Annotated in this window: 16 protein-coding genes; 9 read left to right on the top strand and 7 right to left on the bottom strand. The window is 38.2% G+C overall.

Annotation, left to right across the window (positions count from 1 at the left end; translation table 11 throughout):
• Position 1 precedes the first annotated feature (1 nt).
• The 4 genes from nuoN (at position 2) to FY049_RS04210 (ending at position 4248) form a co-directional block, all read left to right on the top strand.
• Complete coding sequence (gene nuoN / locus FY049_RS04225) at positions 2–1558, top strand: NADH-quinone oxidoreductase subunit NuoN (protein ID WP_105713242.1); 1557 nt, start codon at positions 2–4, stop codon at positions 1556–1558.
• Positions 1559–1679: 121 nt separating this feature from the next.
• Positions 1680–2315, top strand: coding sequence for a uracil phosphoribosyltransferase (gene upp / locus FY049_RS04220; protein ID WP_004722821.1), 636 nt, complete (start codon positions 1680–1682; stop codon positions 2313–2315).
• Between the two features lie 59 nt (positions 2316–2374).
• The gene (locus tag FY049_RS04215; RefSeq protein WP_446083236.1) at positions 2375–3448 is read left to right on the top strand and encodes a hypothetical protein; all 1074 of its coding nucleotides are present in this window, start codon (positions 2375–2377) and stop codon (positions 3446–3448) included.
• 59 nt (positions 3449–3507) lie between these two features.
• Entirely contained in the window at positions 3508–4248 is a 741-nt protein-coding gene (locus FY049_RS04210; RefSeq protein ID WP_446083235.1) for an excalibur calcium-binding domain-containing protein, read from the top strand.
• A 50-nt stretch (positions 4249–4298) separates the two neighbouring features.
• Here the strand turns inward: FY049_RS04210 and gigC are convergent, their stop codons facing one another.
• Entirely contained in the window at positions 4299–5180 is an 882-nt protein-coding gene (gene gigC / locus FY049_RS04205; protein ID WP_262780589.1) for a LysR family transcriptional regulator GigC, read from the bottom strand.
• 82 nt (positions 5181–5262) lie between these two features.
• Between gigC and FY049_RS04200 the strand changes: the two genes are divergently transcribed.
• Entirely contained in the window at positions 5263–6024 is a 762-nt protein-coding gene (locus FY049_RS04200; protein WP_056514680.1) for a ferredoxin--NADP reductase, read from the top strand.
• A 99-nt stretch (positions 6025–6123) separates the two neighbouring features.
• Here the strand turns inward: FY049_RS04200 and thiO are convergent, their stop codons facing one another.
• Positions 6124–7260 carry a glycine oxidase ThiO gene (gene thiO / locus FY049_RS04195; protein WP_154129644.1) on the bottom strand — a complete coding sequence of 379 codons (1137 nt, stop codon included), beginning with the start codon at positions 7258–7260 and terminating at the stop codon, positions 6124–6126.
• Between the two features lie 158 nt (positions 7261–7418).
• Positions 7419–8432, bottom strand: a complete 1014-nt coding sequence (hemB, locus tag FY049_RS04190; RefSeq protein ID WP_016539219.1) for a porphobilinogen synthase — start codon at positions 8430–8432, stop codon at positions 7419–7421.
• Between the two features lie 99 nt (positions 8433–8531).
• On the opposite strand from hemB, the gene FY049_RS04185 reads away from it, so the two are divergent.
• From FY049_RS04185 to FY049_RS04170, 4 genes are all read left to right on the top strand, one after another.
• Complete coding sequence (locus FY049_RS04185; RefSeq protein WP_004722808.1) at positions 8532–9065, top strand: thioesterase family protein; 534 nt, start codon at positions 8532–8534, stop codon at positions 9063–9065.
• A 326-nt stretch (positions 9066–9391) separates the two neighbouring features.
• The gene (locus tag FY049_RS04180; protein ID WP_004819348.1) at positions 9392–10549 is read left to right on the top strand and encodes an HlyD family secretion protein; all 1158 of its coding nucleotides are present in this window, start codon (positions 9392–9394) and stop codon (positions 10547–10549) included.
• A 6-nt stretch (positions 10550–10555) separates the two neighbouring features.
• A complete protein-coding gene (locus FY049_RS04175; protein WP_056514674.1) occupies positions 10556–12082 on the top strand; it encodes a DHA2 family efflux MFS transporter permease subunit in 1527 nt (508 codons plus the stop codon).
• Between the two features lie 144 nt (positions 12083–12226).
• Positions 12227–12520, top strand: coding sequence for a cold-shock protein (locus FY049_RS04170; RefSeq protein WP_034611059.1), 294 nt, complete (start codon positions 12227–12229; stop codon positions 12518–12520).
• Positions 12521–12657: 137 nt separating this feature from the next.
• On the opposite strand, the gene FY049_RS04165 is transcribed toward FY049_RS04170, so the two are convergent.
• The 4 genes from FY049_RS04165 to metH are packed head-to-tail and all read right to left on the bottom strand — an operon-like array spanning position 12658 to position 18765.
• The gene (locus FY049_RS04165) at positions 12658–13593 is read right to left on the bottom strand and encodes a DUF4435 domain-containing protein (protein WP_446083234.1); all 936 of its coding nucleotides are present in this window, start codon (positions 13591–13593) and stop codon (positions 12658–12660) included.
• Position 13594: 1 nt separating this feature from the next.
• The gene (locus tag FY049_RS04160) at positions 13595–14155 is read right to left on the bottom strand and encodes an AAA family ATPase (protein ID WP_446083321.1); all 561 of its coding nucleotides are present in this window, start codon (positions 14153–14155) and stop codon (positions 13595–13597) included.
• A 29-nt stretch (positions 14156–14184) separates the two neighbouring features.
• Positions 14185–15021, bottom strand: a complete 837-nt coding sequence (locus FY049_RS04155; protein WP_446083233.1) for an AAA family ATPase — start codon at positions 15019–15021, stop codon at positions 14185–14187.
• 54 nt (positions 15022–15075) lie between these two features.
• Positions 15076–18765, bottom strand: a complete 3690-nt coding sequence (gene metH / locus FY049_RS04150; protein ID WP_446083232.1) for a methionine synthase — start codon at positions 18763–18765, stop codon at positions 15076–15078.
• Positions 18766–18950 lie beyond the last annotated feature (185 nt).

Below are 18950 nucleotides of genomic sequence, written 5' to 3'. Positions count from 1 at the left end.
CATGAACTTCACTATGTCATTTTCGGGTCTCATGCCTTTAGCACCAGTTTTTATTGTTGCTTTAACCGCTGTAGTGGTGATGATCCTAACCTCGATCAAGCGTAATCATAATTTGATTGCGACTGCATCGGTGGTGGGTCTAAACCTTGCTGCAATTGATATTTTATTCATGATGTTTGGTGGTTCATTTGCACCATCAAATGTGATGAACATGTTTGTGGTTGATCCATTTACATTGTTTTATCAATTTATTGCAGTAGTTGCTGCACTCGCATGCTGTACGTTATCTCACGCTTATATTGAAACGTATAAAGATAATCGTGAAGAGCTTTATATCTTGATGTTGATCTCTGTAACAGGAGCAATGTTAATGGTGGCAAGTTCTCATTATGCATCGTTCTTTATTAGCTTAGAGCTTTTGTCAATTCCTGTGTATGGCTTATTGGCATATACGCATCAGCGTGGAAAATCGCTAGAAGCAGGCGTAAAGTATTTGGTACTTTCTGCAACAGCTTCAGCAATCTTGTTGATGGGTATGGCATACGTCTATGCTTATACAGGGACATTGTCATTTACTGACTTCCCAGGTTTGTATGGAAATCAGTTAGCACAAGCGCAACAAATTGCGTCTTTGGCTGACTTTATTGAACAGTTAAAAGGTTTCCTTGCTCAACCGATGATTTTGTTGGGTTCAGGATTAATCGTGATTGCGATTGCGTTTAAATTATCGCTTGCGCCATTTCATAAATGGACTCCAGATGTTTATCAAGGTGCGCCTGCGCCAATCGCGACCTATCTTGCAACTGTTGCTAAAGTTGCAACCATTGGTTTATTGGTACGCTTTATTTTAAGTTCAGGTTTCATTCTTGTACCGTCTATCGTGACTGTATTAACTGTGATCGCTGTACTTTCGATTTTAGTCGGGAACTTCCTTGCATTACGTCAAGTCAACTTAAAACGAATTTTGGGTTATTCATCAATCGCCCATTTTGGTTATTTATTGATTGCTTTGATTAGTTTAGGTTATGCAAGTTTAGGTAGTGTAAGTGTCTATGTGGTGACTTATACCTTAACTACGATTGGTGCTTTTGGTGCTGTCGCGTTAATGTCAAGCCCATATAACAATGTTGATGAAGCCGAGTCGCTTGCGGATTACCGTGGTTTATTCTGGCGTCGTCCAGTACTGACTGCGACGTTAACAGTGATGATGCTTTCTCTTGCAGGGATTCCATTGACCGCTGGTTTCATTGGTAAGTTTATGGTGGTGATTGCTGCTGTAACCACAGAACATTGGTTCTTGGCGGCGATGGTTGTGGTGGGTAGTGGTATTGGTTTGTATTACTACTTACGTGTGATGATCGTGATGTATATGACTCCACCAGATAATCCTCGTATTGATGCAGTTGATCATTGGGGACAAAAAGTGGGTGGTTTGATGGTGCTCGGCGCTGCTGCTTTGGTATTGATCATTGGTGTTTATCCAGATCCAATCATCAACTTGGCGTTGAAATCAGAAATTTTATCTCCTTTACATTTCTTGATGAGCCAACAACACTAATCGCAATAAAATCCTGCTATTAACAAAAAAAGCCCTCATTCGTTGAGGGCTTTTCTTATCTCTGATATAAAAAACATTTATAATAATGGAAATTTACTTTTATCCTTTTAGGTGTCCTCCCGTGTCTATTCAAGAAATTCGTCATCCACTTATTCGTCATAAATTAGGTTTATTACGCCGTGCTGACATTAGTACTAAGAATTTCCGTGAACTCGCTCAAGAAGTAACCATGCTTTTAACTTATGAAGCAACCAAAGATTTACCTGTGTGTGATCATGAGATTGATGGCTGGAATGGTAAAGTCACAGTAGACAGAATTGCAGGTAAAAAAATCACTGTCGTGCCGATTTTACGTGCTGGTATTGGCATGTTAGAAGGTTTTTTAAATCTCATCCCAAGTGCTAAAGTTTCAGTTCTCGGTTTAGAACGTGATGAAGAAACATTGGAAGCGCGTACTTATTATAAAAAATTGGTTCCAGATGTACAAAATCGTTTAGCCATGATTATTGACCCGATGTTGGCGACAGGTTCATCTTTGGTTGCTGCGATTGACGTATTGAAAGCAAGTGGCTGTAAAGATATCCGTGTTATGGTTTTGGTTGCAGCGCCTGAAGGGATTAAACGTGTTGAAGCCGCGCACCCAGATGTGACGATTTTTACCGCTTCAATTGATCAAGGTTTAAATGAACAAGGTTATATCGTGCCAGGTTTAGGGGATGCTGGAGATAAAATTTTTGGTAGTGTGCAAAAAGATTAAAATTTAGTATGATCAAAGGAGGCTATAGGGGGCCTCCTTTTTAATGCTGAGAATAAAAAATGTTCAGAAAAGGGACTGTAACCTTTTTCGATAATGATCTAGGGAAAGGTCTAATTGAATTAAATGATCATCATCAACAAGTTGTTTTTAAATTAGAAGATTTTTCAAATCAATTGCTTCTTCCTCAAATTGGTGAGCGGATTAAATGTGTCGTTTTAGAGCAGAGTGATGGTTTATTTGCCAAATTTATCGTACGTTTAGATCATAAAAATTATGTGAGTGATCAAAAAAATTCCTCGATAGCACATCTTTATTCAGAAAACGCCTATGAGCATATTAGAAATGTTCGCAAAGCGCTTAAAAAGAGAAGGGTACTGGCTGATGAAGGCTTATTGCCCCCTCAAATGAAAACTCAGGCGAAGCAAGCCAGTTTACCTGATACTATTCTAGATATTGACTTGGTTGTAGCAGATCAAAAAGTAACAGTTATTGAACCCATTCAAACAATAATCAATGATCCTGCAATCGAAGAATGGGGCGGAAACTTAAATCAAGCCAAAGAGATTGAACCTGTAACGCAAACACAAGTTGACCTTTCTGTTAAAGTTATCCAGAATACTGAATTGAAAGACGAAACTCATACATTTGATAACATTAAACCCGTTGAAGAAATTCATGCAATTGCTGTTGTCGATGTGGGTGAGGCGAATCAAAACATTGAAATTGTGGAGGGGGATCAGAGCCCCGCGTTGCTGAGCTCACTAGATGTGGTGGAGAATGGTCAAAATTTTAAAGGGGATAATTTATATTTTAACAGCCAGATTGATCGGCAGTTGCTTGAAAAGCATATGGATTTAACTGCATTTCAACGTTTAATTCAAAAGTTGAAAGTTAAATTTTTATATTCCAAACGCAAACAAGCTGTAAAGAAAATTCGATCTGAAAAACGCAAGACTTTGAATCCTTGGGTGGCGATCGTCGCTGTGGTGATATTCATTGCGGTAAGTTCTGTGATGTATGCAATGGATCGTTATAAGCAGTACAAAGTTGAGGCTGAAATGAGACTTCAACAATATCAACAAGAACAAAAGGACAAGATTAAACAGCAGAAACGAAAGGCATATTCACACTAAACATCTGAAACGAGTTGAATATATTTTACGATTCATACTTATTTTAAAAGAGAAGTTATATGTTTTATTTGGGGCAAATCATTGAATATCATCGTGATAAAGGTTACGGACTTTTATTGGATCATAATTCAGCGCAATCTGTAATATTTTATATCGCTGATTTTCCAAAAGAAGGTGGTCAACCGAAAAAAGGCGAAACCATAAAATATGTAATCATCAATGCACATGGAACATTGAAAGCACATCAAATGATTCGTTTAGATGTTGCGATGAGTAATGACTTAAAAAATAAAAAGATCAATATTGATAAGCAAAAAAATATTTTAAGACGAAGCAAGAATGAAGGGCAGAAATTCGGTTTTATGTCTGTGGTGATTTTGGTGATTGTTTTTGGTTTCGTATATTTTAGCTTTGCCACATGGAATCAATACCAAACCTATCAGGAAGAACAACATGCTAAATTTGCGCTGTTAGAACAACAACAGAAGCAAATCGTTGAGCAACAGCGTAAAGACATTGGTTATGTCAAACCTGTAAAGTTTAGTGAAAAATCTCAAAATGCGTTAAATAGCCATCATCACTCAGCGCAAAAAGAGGATGAAGGAGTATCGGTACAAAGCAACACCACTGTATCGACAACAGCATCAACGGAAAAATCACCTTATCAATGCGATGGTCGTACCCATTGTAGCCAAATGACATCTTATGATGAGGCGGTATTTTTTATTAAAAATTGCCCCAATACGCAAATGGATGGTAACCATGATGGTCGACCATGTGAACGGCAATTTGGTAAATAGCTTTTAAGTTAAGCGTTATAAAAAAAGCTCCAAAAATAGGAGCTTTAGTTTTAACTATTTTCACAAAATTTTAGGAAGGCTCTTAAGCCCGGTCCTTGGTACTTTTGACGATGTACCAGCATATATAGCGGGCGAGCAAGTTGCCAGAATGGTGTATTTAAAATCACCAATTGTCCTTTGTCGAGCAAAGGCTGAATTGCCAATTTAGAAATACATGACATTCCTAGACCACCAGCAACGATTTTTAAAATCGCTTCATTATGACCTAGGGTTAAGCGGATATTGGCATCTTCAAGATCTTTTAGAATGGCATTGTCAAAGACTTCACGTGTTCCAGAACCTTCTTCACGTAAAATCCATTCAACATGCTGGAAGTCAGACTGTTTTAATTCACGATGTAAATTTGCCAGTGGATGATTAGGTGAACAGCATACCGCGAGTTCGTCATCGCGCCAGTGAATACATTGAAGTTGCGGTAAGAAGCATGACCCTTCAATCAATGCCAAATCGAGTTGGAATTGGTTGACTGCCTCAATCATTTGGCGGGTATTACCGACTTGGAGCTGTAAATGCGCTTGAGGTTGAACTTGTAAAAAGTTTGCCATTAAGTCGGGCATTAAATAATCACTGATGGTCAGTGTTGCACCAATCCGTAAATCAATACTTTGTAGTTCACCCTTGGCTGCTTGTTCAAAGGCTTCACAGCGACCTAAAATTTCTAAAGCTTGAGGAAGTAAGAAGCGACCAAGATCATTAAGCTGTAAGCGCTTACCTAGACGATCGAAAAGCGGAGCACCCAGTCCATCTTCTAAATCTGCCAAAGCCATACTTGCCGCACTTTGAGTCAACCGAACCGCATCACTTGCTTTGGTCACGGTGCCTTCTTGAGCGACAGCAACAAAAACCGCCAACTGGCGTAAAGTCATTCGCATAAGTAGAGCCTTAACATTTTAATATTCATAGATTATATAGTCATGCTACCATGAGGACTATGTTTCATGCCACGAAGAAATCATGTCAATTGAAAAATTTAGCATAGAAAAGGTTTTGTCTGTTCAGCGTTGGACCAATACACTTTTCAGTTTCACCATGACTCGACCTGCCCATTTTAAGTTTACCGCAGGGCAATTTGCTCGCATTGGTTTAAAAGTGGGTGATGATTTGGTGGTAAGGGCATATTCCGTAGTTTCATCCCCATTTGATGAAACACTCGAATTTTTTTCAATCGTTGTTCCTGATGGTGCATTTACCTCCAATTTACAGCATTTACAAGTTGGTGATGAGCTTTATTTGGAAAAAATCCCCTATGGATTCTTAACTTTAGCACGTTATCAATTGCCGCTGCCTAAAGATTTGTGGTTATTGGCAACAGGTACAGGTTTAGCGCCGTTTATTTCGATGCTACAAGATTTTGAAACTTGGTCAAAGTACGAAAAAATTAATCTGGTGTATAGCGTAAGAACTGAATCTGAATTGGCTTACGTCGATCGGATTCAAGAGATAGCCCAGCTTTTTGGTGAGGGGCATACAGGTTTTAAATTTATCCCGATTGTTACGCGTGATCCCAATGCAGCCTTGCATGATCGCTTACCAATTTTGATTGAAAATGGTGAATTGGAAAAAGCCGCTGATTTAAAATTCAATGCAGATACCACTCATGTCATGCTATGTGGAAATCCACAAATGGTAGATGACACCAAAGCCGCATTAAAAGCCCGTGGTTTGACGATGAATCGTCGCGGTGAAGGCAATATTGCTGTAGAGAATTATTGGTAAATCACTGGATCGGCATCAGCAATTGTATCAATCGTTTTAGATGAGAGACGCGGCTAAGCATCTTCTCTTTAATTCTTTCATGTCAGAACCAAATATTTTTTAGCTAAAAGAGGATTGCTGAGTGTGTGGTGTATATGCTGTTAATCGCTCGGTTGAATAAGCTTTTGCATCAACACGTGTATCTTGATTGAGCATCAATTGTCTTAATAACTGTGCTGAAGCAGGTCCCATACATAAGCCATTACGGTAATGTCCAAAATTTGCCCATAAATTATTCAGTTCAGGCATTTTTCCAATATATGGAATGCCTGTTGGTGAACTTGGACGCAATCCTGCCCATTGTTTGACGATGGGGAAGTTTGCTAATTCAGGGACCATCTCGATACAGGCTTTATAAATATTTTGTTGTGTTTGTACATTTGGACGCTTATCAAATCCGATATGGTCCATGCTTGAACCGCATACGATATGACCATCTAGGCGTGGGATCAAATACATCACATTGTTCATACACATGGTGGGTAACCAGTTTTCAGGGGTTTTAAATAACATCATTTGTCCCTGAACAGGCTCTACTGGGATCGAAAGCTGTAATTGATCTGCCCAGCAATTTGACCATGCACCCGTTGCAATCACAAATTGGTCTGCGACAAAATGTTGTCCATTGGCACTTTCAACAGACTGAATTTTTTGATTTTGAATATTAAATTTTTCGATCCATGTATTTTCATACACTTCAACTTGAGGGTGTTGTTTGAGGTAGCTAATCAGTGATTTAAGAAGTCGCGGATTTCTAACATTGGCTAGATGTGGAAAATAAATTGCATGTTGAAACTGTGCTGAAATATGGGGGTTGACGGTTTCAAGCTGCTCTCTTTGCAGGTATTCACAATGCTGCATGGGGTCTTGATACTGGTCTTTATAATTCAGTCCAAGTTCAAAATCTGCTTCGTCAAAAATTAACATTCCCGTGTCATGGATTTGAAAGTCTATCCCTGTTTTAGGTTGTAGTTTCTCATTCCATTGTTGGTAAAGTTGTTTGCCGTGTTGTGCCAGATGATTGACTTCATTGGGATATCTCCACGGATACATGGGTGACAGAATACCGCCACCCGCCCATGAAGCAGCATGTCCAGCATGTTGTTGATCGAACAGGGTGATGGTGCAGCCTTGTTCAACAAGCTCAAGCGCGCTGAGTAAGCCACTTACTCCAGCACCAATAATGGCGATATGCATTGTGTATTCTGTACCAATTTAGATTTTTAATCCCCACCTGCAAAAGCAATACTGCTTATCTTTTGAAAGAGGGGACTTTCCATTCACGACTGAATCAGTAATGGGCAGCTCCCTTTTTAAAAGGTGAGGAACCATGAGTTCAATAAGGGAGGGATGATTTACTTCATCTCTTTTAATTGACGTGCTGCATCTTCCGCATAATAGGTCCAAATACCATCTGCCCCTGCACGACGGAAGCACATCAATGATTCCATAATCACGCTTTCAGATAACCAACCATTTTGGATAGCTGCTGCAAGCATGGCATATTCACCACTGACTTGATAAACAAAGGTCGGGACACCAAAAGTATCTTTAACTTCACGTACTACATCCAAATATGGCATACCCGGTTTAACAATCACCATGTCCGCGCCTTCTTGAATATCGAGGGCGATTTCATGTAGTGCTTCAGCACGATTACCGACATCCATTTGGTAGTTATACTTATTACCACCTTTTAGGTTGGATGATGAGCCAACTGCATCGCGGAAAGGGCCGTAGAAACTAGATGCGTATTTTGCAGAGTACGCCATGATGCTGGTATAAATAAAATCGTTACTTTCTAAAGCTTGGCGGATTGCACCAATACGGCCGTCCATCATGTCACTTGGCGCGATCACATCTGCACCTGCTTCAGCATGGCTTAAGGCTTGTTTGATCAGGCATTGAACTGTTTCATCATTTAATACATAGCCTGTATCATCAATAATGCCGTCCTGACCATGTGTGGTATAAGGATCTAATGCACCATCCGTGATGAGTACCATCTCAGGTAGTTCTTTTTTTAACAAACGTAAAGTATTTTGAACTAAACCGTCTTCATGCCACGCAGCTTCAGCTGTTAAACTTTTGTCTTGTTGTGGTGTAACGGGGAATAAGGCAAGTTTTGATACACCAAGTTCTAATAGGGTTTCTGCTTTTTTCAACAATAAGTCTGCTGACAATCGTTGAACATTTGGCATACTTGGTACATCTTGGCTTTGGTTTTGTCCCGGAAGTACAAATACTGGATAAATGAGATGATCTGCTGTGAGTTGAGTCTCTCTTACCATTGCTCGAAGCTTATCGTTTTTACGGATACGGCGCATACGAGTAGCTGGAAAAGCAGGACGATTGAACGTATAAGTCATAACAATCTCGATGTTCAGTATTAAACTAGGCATATATTGTAGCCCTTTCATATATTTTTTGGGAAAAAGCTGAAAATTTTTCTCAATATTGGTTTCGAAATGATGATGAGTGATTCTTCTAAAACTGATTCTGCGCCTAGCGAATCGCAAAAAAAGTGGACTGGTAATTTACATTTAGGTGCGAAAGCAGATCTAAATGTGGTGCTTAACCAACTCACTAAAGCGTTTAATGGTTCGCCTTATTTTTCACATAACAATATGCAAATGCGTGTTGTTAATGATGAGATTGAAGGCTATATCGAAATGAAACCGTATTTGATTGGCAATGTCGCATTTCAAATTTTACATGGTGGTGTGGCCGCGACATTGCTGGATAGTATTGGTGGAATTGTGGCAATGGGGGAGCTGTATAAACGTGCAGAGCCAGACCAGTTGCCAGACACATTAAAGAAAGTATCTCGTTTAGCAACAGTTGATATGCGTGTGGATTATCTTGCACCTGGGCGCGGTGAATACTTTATTGCCAAAGCTGAAACCTTGAGAATGGGGCGTAAAGGTTGCACCATGCGTATGACCATGTTCAACAATGAAGGTAAGGCGATTGCAACAGCCATTGCTTCTTATGCCTATTGATCAAGCTGACTAAGTGTACTAATCAGTACACTTTTGTATTCATTGTGTCAATATAAGCCAGTAAAATACATATTTTGCTGGCTTATTTTTTTTCAAAAAAATATGAATATCAATAAGATTGACCTCTTTTATAAAGATAAACTATAGAGTAATATTTTTATTCTCATAATATGATTTTTACCTGTAAAATTGGGCACCACAATTTTAAGAAGTTGACTTATTCAACCATCAAGCAACGTCATATAGATATGATTAAGCAGTTTTTCAGTTTATATCTCCAAAATGCAAAGATGTTTTGACAAGTCCAAGTAAGCTAGGAACATGCGATGACTGACGCGCAAACGACGAATGCCTCTCCAAATGATGAAAATCAAGCGCAAGCGGATTTGGAAGCCAAACAAAAACGTAAAAAAATGCTGAAGATTTTTGCCATTATTGTTGTTGTAGCTGCAATTCTATATGCAATTTGGGCTTTTATTTTTGGCAATATTGTTGAAACGGATAATGCCTATGTCGGTGCTGAAACTGCTGAAATCACTTCGATGGTCAGCGGACAAGTTGCTGAGGTTTTGGTCAGTGATACTCAACAAGTGAAAAAAGGCGATGTACTTGCGATTATTGATAATCGTGATGCAAAAATCGCTGTTGCAGAAGCTGAAGCGGCGTTGACCAAAGCCAAGCGTCAATATACACAAAGCTCGGCAAATAGCAGTTCATTGTCCTCACAGATTTTAGTCAGTGCAGATGATATTAACAGTGCCAAAGCACAAGTGGCGCAGGCCGATGTGGCATATCAACAAGCACAGCAAGAATTTGCCCGCCGTCAGCAGTTAAGTGCCACAGGTGCAATCTCTAAAGAAGAATTTAGCAAAGCACAAAGTGCTTTAAACAATGCCAAAGCAAATGTTGATGTGGCAAAAGCAGCATTGGCGCAAACAGAATCTAAGCGTAAAGCTGCACAAAGTAATTTAGATGCCAATGAAGCTTTAATTCGGGGGACCTCACAAAGTTCAACCCCTGATGTATTGGTGGCTCAAGCTAAACTTGATCAAGCACTTTTAGATTTACAACGTACAGAAATTAAAGCGCCGTTAGATGGTGTGATTGCTCGTCGTAGTATTCAAGTGGGGCAGCGTATTGCACCTGGGACAAGTTTGATGAAAGTGGTGCCTTTGGCTGAACTTTATGTGGATGCAAACTTTAAAGAAAGTCAGTTGCAAAATGTGAAAGTTGGTCAGAAGGCAACCCTCACTTCAGACCTCTATGGCAAGAAAGTAGAGTATCACGGTACGGTGATCGGCTTTTCTGGTGGTACAGGTTCAGCATTTGCGTTGATTCCTGCACAAAATGCGACAGGTAACTGGATTAAAGTGGTTCAACGTCTACCTGTACGTATCAAACTTGATCCTAAAGAGTTGGCTGAGCATCCATTACGTGTGGGTTTATCCATGAATGCTGAGGTTGATACCTCTTCAGCGAAGTAATCACTTATGAATACAGCAACGTTTCAAAGTGAGCTTAAAGGTGGGCGCTTACTTCTTGCCGCCTTCTTTTTAGCACTTGCCAATTTTATGGTCGTATTGGATATGACCATTGCCAATGTTTCGGTGCCCCATATTACCGGAAGTTTAGCAGTATCAAGTTCTCAAGGGACTTGGGTGATCACCTCCTATGCCGTTGCTGAAGCCATCTGTGTACCTTTAACCGGTTGGCTTGCAGGACGTTTTGGCGCTGTTCGGGTATTTACCATCAGTCTGATTGGCTTTACCACATTTTCAATTCTTTGTGGCTTATCCAATAGCTTAGCGATGTTAGTGATCTGTCGTATCGGACAAGGTTTATTTGGTGGTCCAATCATGCCACTCAGTCAAACTTTGTTGATGCGTATTTTCCCACCCGAAAAGCATTCCCAAGCAATGGGGATGTGGGCAATGACGACGGTTGTTGGACCTATTCTAGGCCCTATTTTAGGCGGTACGATCAGTGATAACTGGTCATGGCATTGGATTTTCTTTATCAATATTCCAGTGGGTGTGATTTGTGCTGTTGGGGTGATGCGTCTATTAAAAGTTGCTGAAACACCAATTGCTAAACTCCCGATTGATACCATTGGCCTAACGCTGCTGATTGTTTGGATTGGCGCATTACAGTTAATGCTCGATTTGGGGCATGAGCGAGATTGGTTTAACAACAGCTTTATTTGTATTTTGGCTGTGATTTTGGTGGTTGGATTTATTGCCTTTTTCATCTGGGAATATTATGAAAAACATCCCATCGTCAATATACAAATTTTCCGATACCGTGGTTTTACCATCGCAACAATCTCATTGGCTTTTGCCTTTGCGGCATTCTTTGGCAGTATTGTACTTATTCCACAATGGTTACAGATTAACTTGGGCTATACCGCATCTTGGGCAGGTTATCTGACTGCGACAATGGGCTTTGGTAGCTTGATGATGTCGCCTGTGGTTGCCAAACTTGCGACTAAATATGACCCTAGAGCCTTGTCGAGTTTTGGGCTGATGATTTTGGGTGGCGTCACATTAATGCGTTCATTTTGGACCAGTGATGCTGACTTTATGGCGCTGGCATTACCACAGATTATTCAAGGTTTTGCGGTACCGTTCTTCTTTATCCCACTGTCTAATATTGCTTTAGGTGTGGTTCGTCCAGATGAGGTGGCTTCTGCTGCGGGTTTGATGAACTTTATGCGAACCATGGCAGGGGCAATTGGCGCATCTATTGCGGTGACCATTTGGGATGATCATACTAAGCTGGCACGCAGTGAAATCGTGTCGACCATGCATATTGAGGAAACTCAGCGTAACTTGGTCAACAGTGGCTTTAGTCCTGAAATGGCGTTGGGTACCATTTCCAACTTGGTGGATAAAGAGGCTTTAACGCTTTCGGTTAATCATGTGTTTTTGATTTTTGCGATGATCTTTATTTTCGCAGGATTGATTATTTGGTTATGTCCAAAACCGAAAGGGAATGTCGGCGCAGGGCATGCACATTAGAATTTAAGTTGTATAGAAGCCTACTGAAAAGTGGGCTTTTTTATCGCTGCAATGACAACAGATCAAGACAAATTTTTGCTATTTTATCTATTGATCAAGATCAGGGTATAATACAGCGATTGTGTACCGCGATGAGTAATATGTATGAAGCCTGAATTCCAGCAAGGAAAAATTAAACAATACGATGCCGATAGAGGCTTTGGCTTTATTGGTGGACTTGAGCAAGATATTTTCTTTCATATTTCGGATTTTCCGCTTGCAGAGGGTGAGCCAAAGCGAAATGAAAGAGTTAAATTTATCGTTGTTGAAAATAACGGAAAGTTAAAAGCAACCAGAATTGAGCGTGTTGAAGATCAATCAGCAAAGGCTAAAAAGACCAGAATTGTTGAAAACAATAAGTCGATTACCAATAATTTGTTGTCTAATTTTAGAAAGTAATAGGCGTATAGATTTAGGCCATTTTATTTTTGGATTATTGGATCGTAGTTTTTAGATAAATCCCTTTAATTGAAGGGATTTTTTAACTAAAATTTTACAAAAACTCTCGCAATTTCTTATGGATAATAAATTTTAATTTAACTGACATCTTCATAATAACCATTATTAATTGTTTCTTCTATAGCATGATAAAGCTCATTGAGATTAGGATGTTTAGTATAGCTTGCCAGCTTAACCTTTAGACTTGAGGAGTTGATTTGCATTATATGTGTACATTCCTTATCGAGAATTTTAGCAATATATTGAGCATAACCTTTTAATAATATTAAAAGTTCATTTTTCCCTGAGATAATTTTTTTATAATCCTTAATATTTAGAGTGTTAATATAATGATTAACTTTATTGAAATCACTATAAAATTGCTGATCGCCAATCTGGCTTATAATTAGGTTTTTTATTTCAGTAAAGTTTTTTGAAATGGTATCTGAATTAATTGTTGTGTAATAATTATTTTTGAATGTGTATATTGAGTTATCGAATCTCGTGATAGTAGTTATATTTAATTGGTGTTTATAAATGATTGCAAAAAGCTTATATATCTCAATAAAATGTAAGGAGTTAGTGTTTAAAAATAAATCTAGCTCTAATGTTTTTTTAATGAGCTCTATATCATCAATTTTGCCTGATTCATTTGAAATAAAATGTGAAACTGCATCCTCATCAAACAAATAATTTTCGATACAATATACATTATGTTGAAAAAGTGATTTAAATTTAACTTTTTGACAAAGGACAATATCTAAATCACCATCTATTATATATATTTCTTTTGATTTTTTAAATTTTTTTTCTTGACATGCTTTAATAACTTCAGTTTTTTTCCCTAAAGGTACAATATTGTCAATATTTATTGTTGGGAATTTTCTCTCCAATAGTTTTTTATAAAAATTTCGCATACCACTTGCTGTATCTTCTATATAAATAGTAACATCGCTTACTTCAAAAAATAAAGCACCCATGAGTTTTTTTTCATCATAATTATACAGATAGTCATTTATGTTAAAGTTTTTCATTTTATTCACCTGTAATATCTTGACTATCATTTGTAAGTGGAATTAAATTTTTATTTAAAAACATAATCTTATTTGTATATGATGAAATGATAGAAGGTGAGTGAGTTGCAACAATTAGCTGTATATTATTACCTGAATCAATGATGGATTCGATTAATAGTCTTTGCCATGAAATATGTAGAGAAAGCTCAGGTTCATCAATTATAAAGACCTTTCTACTAGTGATATTTTCATTAAATATTAGATTACCAATAATAATAATTAATTGTTTTTCTCCAGAAGAAAGAGCATTCGTTTCAAATTTTTTATTACTATCTTTTATATTTATTGATATTTTACCATTGAAGGCTATTTTTAATGTTTTCCCTGTTGGTTCAAAAAATTTATTTATTGTAGTATTGAAGTTTAATATTTTTTCAAAACTTTCACTTTGTTTTTTCTCATATTCAGATAGCGCATTTACAATTTTTTCTAATCTTATTAATTCATTTTTATTTTCATATATTTCTGAGGCAAATTGATCTTTTATTTCGTTGAATTTCTTGCTATTTAATAAGTCAATAGTTTTTTTGCTATAACCTGAATAAAAATCTAGTTTTTTTCAATTAAATTAATAATTTCTTCATTAAATTCTAGCAGTTTAAGAGAGTATTTGATTTTTTCAATTTTTTCAAAAGCTGAATATAAATCATGCATACTAAAATCTGAGTCAGAAGTATTGCTATCAAGAAGAATATGTAAAAGTTTATTTCTTAATTTCCTGTTGGCACCTGTCATTCTTAAGCGATGAGTACTTTGAGCATGATAAATTAAGCTTTCGACATTTTGTAAGGGATCTTCTTTATCTAAATTACCCGAAGGTTTATTTGCTAAAAATTTTTCCAATATACTATCGTATTCTTTTTGAGGTTGGTTAAATGTAAATCTTCTGTCTAAAGATAAAAACATTGGTAATTTAATAAAAGACATTTTTTCTTCACCAAATTTATTTTTCTCTATATCGAAGTCAAATAAATCAGAATTTCTGAAGAATATTTTGTAGTTAACGTTTTGTGCTTCACAAATTAATCTAAAAGATATTAGGTTATCTTTTTTATCATTTTTAATATTACTATACTCAGTAAGTATTATTTTAATTTGCTCATTTTCGTTTAGATGTGTAAATGATAGCTCAAGATAATCAAAATTTAAATCTTTAAGATAATTATAATTACAAGATAATATTGCTAATATACTTTTAAGAGCAGTAGTTTTGCCTTTTCCGTTTGGAGCTAATATGATATTTAAGTCATCGTTAAAATCTATATCAAAGTTTAAATAACCATACATATTTTTTGCTAAGAAGTGTTTTAAACGCATAGTTTTTCTACTTAATTTAATCGGTATATTTTTACAAATTTCTTCTTTTAATTCAATAAAAAATCCCATCTGTTGAAGGAATTTTTATCCCCTCCTTTGAAAAAGGAGGGGAGGATTTCTAACCTAAGAAACCGAATCATCCAAATTTGGTGCTAACCAACGTTTGGCTTCATCCAAAGTCCAATTCTTCCGCTTTGCATAATCTTCTAGCTGATCTAACGCAATTTTACCCACGTTAAAGTATTCAGACTGTGGGTTGGCATAGTAGAAACCACTGACACTTGATGGTGGCCACATTGCAAAACTGCTGGTCAATTGTGTACCAATCTTATCTGTGGTGCCTAACCAATCAAACAAAGACGCCTTTTCAGAATGCTCAGGGCAAGCAGGGTAGCCCGGCGCAGGGCGAATACCGACATACTTCTCTTTGATTAATTCTTCATTAGAGAGTTGTTCATCTGCCTGATACCCCCAGAACTCTTTACGAATACGTTCATGCAAGTGTTCTGCAAACGCTTCAGCAAAACGATCACCCAATGACTGAGCAAGAATGGCCGAGTAATCATCCCCTTTGGCTTTATACTCATGCGCCATTTCTTCCGCACCAAAAATTGAAACGGTAAAACCACCCAAGTAGTCTTCGGCTTGTGCTTTGGTTGCAACAAAATCAGCCAAAGACAAATTCGGTTTACCTGTGACTTTATCCGATTGCTGACGAATATGATGGAAGGTATGGGTTACAGATTGACCATCTTCATTAAAGACCTCAACAGAGTCTGCGGCTGAACGGTTTGCAGGATAAATCCCAAAAACGGCACGCGCATCGAAACGTTTATTGTCAATAATGTCTTTTAACATTGCCTGAGCCTGATTATATAAATCAGTTGCAGCTTCACCGACAATCTCATCTTGTAAAATTTTCGGGAATTTACCTGCCAAACTCCAAGAAATAAAGAATGGCGTCCAGTCAAAATATTCCACCAACCTATCAAGTGGATAATGGGTTAAGGTTTGCAAACCAATAAAGTTGGGTTTTACTGGTGGATTGGCAGCAAAGTCAATTTTTAGACCATTTTCAATGGATTCTGCATACGACAATTTAGCTGCTTTTGGTTGCTTATTGGCAATACGTTCACGTACTTTTTCATATTCAGCACGATGCTCATCGACAAATTTAGGCTTCATTTCAGGAGACAGCAGGGTGGTTGCAACACCCACCGCACGAGAAGCATCTGCAACATAGATCACCGCATCATTTGAGTATTGCGGATCAATTTTTACTGCCGTATGTGCTTTCGATGTGGTTGCACCACCAATCAACAGTGGGATTTTAAAACCCTTGCGTTGCATTTCTTTTGCAACAAATACCATTTCATCAAGCGATGGGGTAATCAAACCTGATAAGCCGATAATATCGACTTTCTCATCAATCGCAGTCTGTAAAATTTTCTCGCAAGACACCATGACACCAAGGTCAACAATGTCATAACCATTACACCCAAGCACAACACCAACAATGTTTTTACCAATATCGTGTACATCGCCTTTTACAGTCGCCATCAATACTTTACCTTTGGATTGGCTTCCTGTTTTTTCAGCTTCAATGTACGGGTTTAACCATGCTACGGCTTGTTTCATCACGCGTGCAGATTTGACCACTTGAGGTAAGAACATTTTACCTGAGCCGAATAAGTCACCGACCACATTCATACCGTCCATCAATGGACCTTCAATCACATCAAGTGGGCGTTTAGACTTTAAACGGGCTTCTTCAGTATCTTCATCGATAAAGCTAGTAATCCCTTTGACCAATGCATATTCAAGACGCTTTTCAACAGGTTCATTACGCCATTCAAGGTTTTCAACCTGTTTTTGAGCAGCACTTTGACCACGGTACTGTTCAGCAACTTCAAGCAATTTTTCTGTTGCATCTTGACCGCTGTTACCTTGATTCTGGTTGAGAATGACATCTTCAACAGCAGCTTTCAGTTCTTTAGGAATATCATCATAGATGGCCATCTGACCCGCATTGACAATCCCCATGGTCATGCCTTGTTTGATGGCATAGTAAAGAAATACAGAGTGAATGGCTTCACGAACAGGTTCATTGCCACGGAAAGAGAAAGACACGTTAGACACACCACCAGAAATCATGGCATGTGGTAAGTTTTGTTTAATCCAGCCTGTTGCTTCAATAAAGTCCACAGCATAGTTATTGTGTTCTTCAATCCCCGTTGCAACAGCAAAAACGTTCGGGTCAAAAATAATGTCTTCCGCAGGAAAACCGATTTCATTCACGAGCACATCATAAGAGCGCTTACAGATTTCACGTTTACGTGCAGCAGTATCTGCCTGACCGGTTTCATCAAATGCCATCACAATGACAGCTGCACCATATTGACGACACAAACGTGCTTTATGGACAAACTCGTCATAACCCTCTTTTAAGGAAATCGAGTTAACAACAGGTTTACCTTGTACACATTTTAAACCTGCTTCAATGATTTCCCATTTAGAGGAGTCAATCATGATTGGCACTTTAGAAATTTCAGGCTCTGATGCAACCAGATTTAAGAAATGTACCATCGCATTTTGCGAATCGAGCATTCCTTCATCCATATTGATGTCGATGATTTGCGCGCCTGAAACCACTTGTTGTAATGCAACATCAAGTGCTTCGGCAAAGTTTTCTTCACGGATTAAACGGAGGAATTTTTTAGAACCCGTGACATTGGTACGTTCACCGACATTGACGAACAATGAGTCGTCATAAATATTAAATGGCTCTAAACCACTGAGGCGACATGCAGGCTTGATGTCAGGAATTTTACGCGGTGGTATGTCTTTGACCGCATTATAAATGGCACGAATATGGTCAGGTGTTGTACCACAACATCCACCAGTGATATTGATCAAACCACTTTCAGCAAATTCTTTTAAGAAGGCTGCTGTTTCTTCTGGTGTTTCATCATAGCCACCAAATGCGTTCGGTAAGCCAGCGTTTGGATGCGCTGAAACAAAAACATCGGCAACATCTGATACAGTTTTGACATGTGGACGCATGGCATCTGCACCCAAGGCGCAGTTAAATCCAATCGACAATAAATCGCCGTGACGCACAGAGTTCCAGAATGCTTCTGCAGTTTGTCCTGTTAAGGTACGACCAGAAGCATCAGTAATTGTGCCGGAAATCATCAGTGGTAATTCACGACCAAGCTGTTTAAAGACTTCTTTTACCGCAAAAATTGCTGCTTTACAGTTTAAGGTGTCAAACACCGTTTCAATGAGAAGGATGTCTGCGCCACCTTCAATTAAAGCATGCGTGGCTTCAATATAATTTTCTTTGAGTTCATCAAAGGTAATGTTACGAAATGCTGGATCATTCACATTTGGTGAGATAGAACAGGTACGTGATGTTGGCCCCAATACTCCAGCAACAAAACGTGGTTTGTCAGGGGTTGAGTATTTTTCACAAGCAGCTTTGGCAAGACGGGCTGCTTCAAAGTTAATCTCATGGACTAAATCTTCCATGTGATAGTCAGACATTGAAACCCGTGTGCCGTTAAAGCTATTGGTTTCAATAATGTCAGCACCAGCATCTAGGTAAGCTTCATGGATGCCTTGAATAATTTGTGGCTGAGTTAACACCAAAAGGTCATTGTTGCCTTTTAAATCAGATGCCCAGTCAGCAAAACGCTCACCACGGTAATCAGCTTCTTCCAGTTTATGGCGTTGGATCATAGTTCCCATTGCACCATCAATAATTAGGATGCGTTTGGCAAGAAGCTCTTTTAACGTGGTAAGCGTGGACATTAAAACTCTCAATAAAATCGGATTTTAAAAATAGCCGATATGTTATCAGAATGTAGACTTTCAAGGTACCAATCTTGACACACTTCCTGATGACAGATTTTTGATCTAGACAATTTAAAAAAATTCAAATAATTCATTCTAAAAAATCATGCATTTAGGGTAATACATGATTTTTTTGCACAAGC

The sequence above is a fragment of the Acinetobacter sp. 1125_18A genome (genome assembly GCF_052824985.1).
This window is presented reverse-complemented; position numbering and strand designations above follow the sequence as displayed.

Excerpts from the sequence above, each read along its gene's own strand:
- FY049_RS04170 (WP_034611059.1), top strand. The coding sequence starts at position 12,227 with ATGAAGCCTGAATTCCAGCAAGGAAAAATTAAACAATACGATGCCGAT.
- FY049_RS04165 (WP_446083234.1), bottom strand. The coding sequence starts at position 13,593 with ATGAAAAACTTTAACATAAATGACTATCTGTATAATTATGATGAAAAA.
- FY049_RS04180 (WP_004819348.1), top strand. The coding sequence starts at position 9,392 with ATGACTGACGCGCAAACGACGAATGCCTCTCCAAATGATGAAAATCAA.
- FY049_RS04185 (WP_004722808.1), top strand. The coding sequence starts at position 8,532 with ATGATGATGAGTGATTCTTCTAAAACTGATTCTGCGCCTAGCGAATCG.
- hemB (WP_016539219.1), bottom strand. The coding sequence starts at position 8,432 with ATGACTTATACGTTCAATCGTCCTGCTTTTCCAGCTACTCGTATGCGC.
- metH (WP_446083232.1), bottom strand. The coding sequence starts at position 18,765 with ATGTCCACGCTTACCACGTTAAAAGAGCTTCTTGCCAAACGCATCCTA.
- gigC (WP_262780589.1), bottom strand. The coding sequence starts at position 5,180 with ATGCGAATGACTTTACGCCAGTTGGCGGTTTTTGTTGCTGTCGCTCAA.
- thiO (WP_154129644.1), bottom strand. The coding sequence starts at position 7,260 with ATGCATATCGCCATTATTGGTGCTGGAGTAAGTGGCTTACTCAGCGCG.
- FY049_RS04175 (WP_056514674.1), top strand. The coding sequence starts at position 10,556 with ATGAATACAGCAACGTTTCAAAGTGAGCTTAAAGGTGGGCGCTTACTT.
- FY049_RS04210 (WP_446083235.1), top strand. The coding sequence starts at position 3,508 with ATGTTTTATTTGGGGCAAATCATTGAATATCATCGTGATAAAGGTTAC.
- FY049_RS04200 (WP_056514680.1), top strand. The coding sequence starts at position 5,263 with ATGTCAATTGAAAAATTTAGCATAGAAAAGGTTTTGTCTGTTCAGCGT.
- FY049_RS04215 (WP_446083236.1), top strand. The coding sequence starts at position 2,375 with ATGTTCAGAAAAGGGACTGTAACCTTTTTCGATAATGATCTAGGGAAA.
- nuoN (WP_105713242.1), top strand. The coding sequence starts at position 2 with ATGAACTTCACTATGTCATTTTCGGGTCTCATGCCTTTAGCACCAGTT.
- FY049_RS04155 (WP_446083233.1), bottom strand. The coding sequence starts at position 15,021 with ATGGGATTTTTTATTGAATTAAAAGAAGAAATTTGTAAAAATATACCG.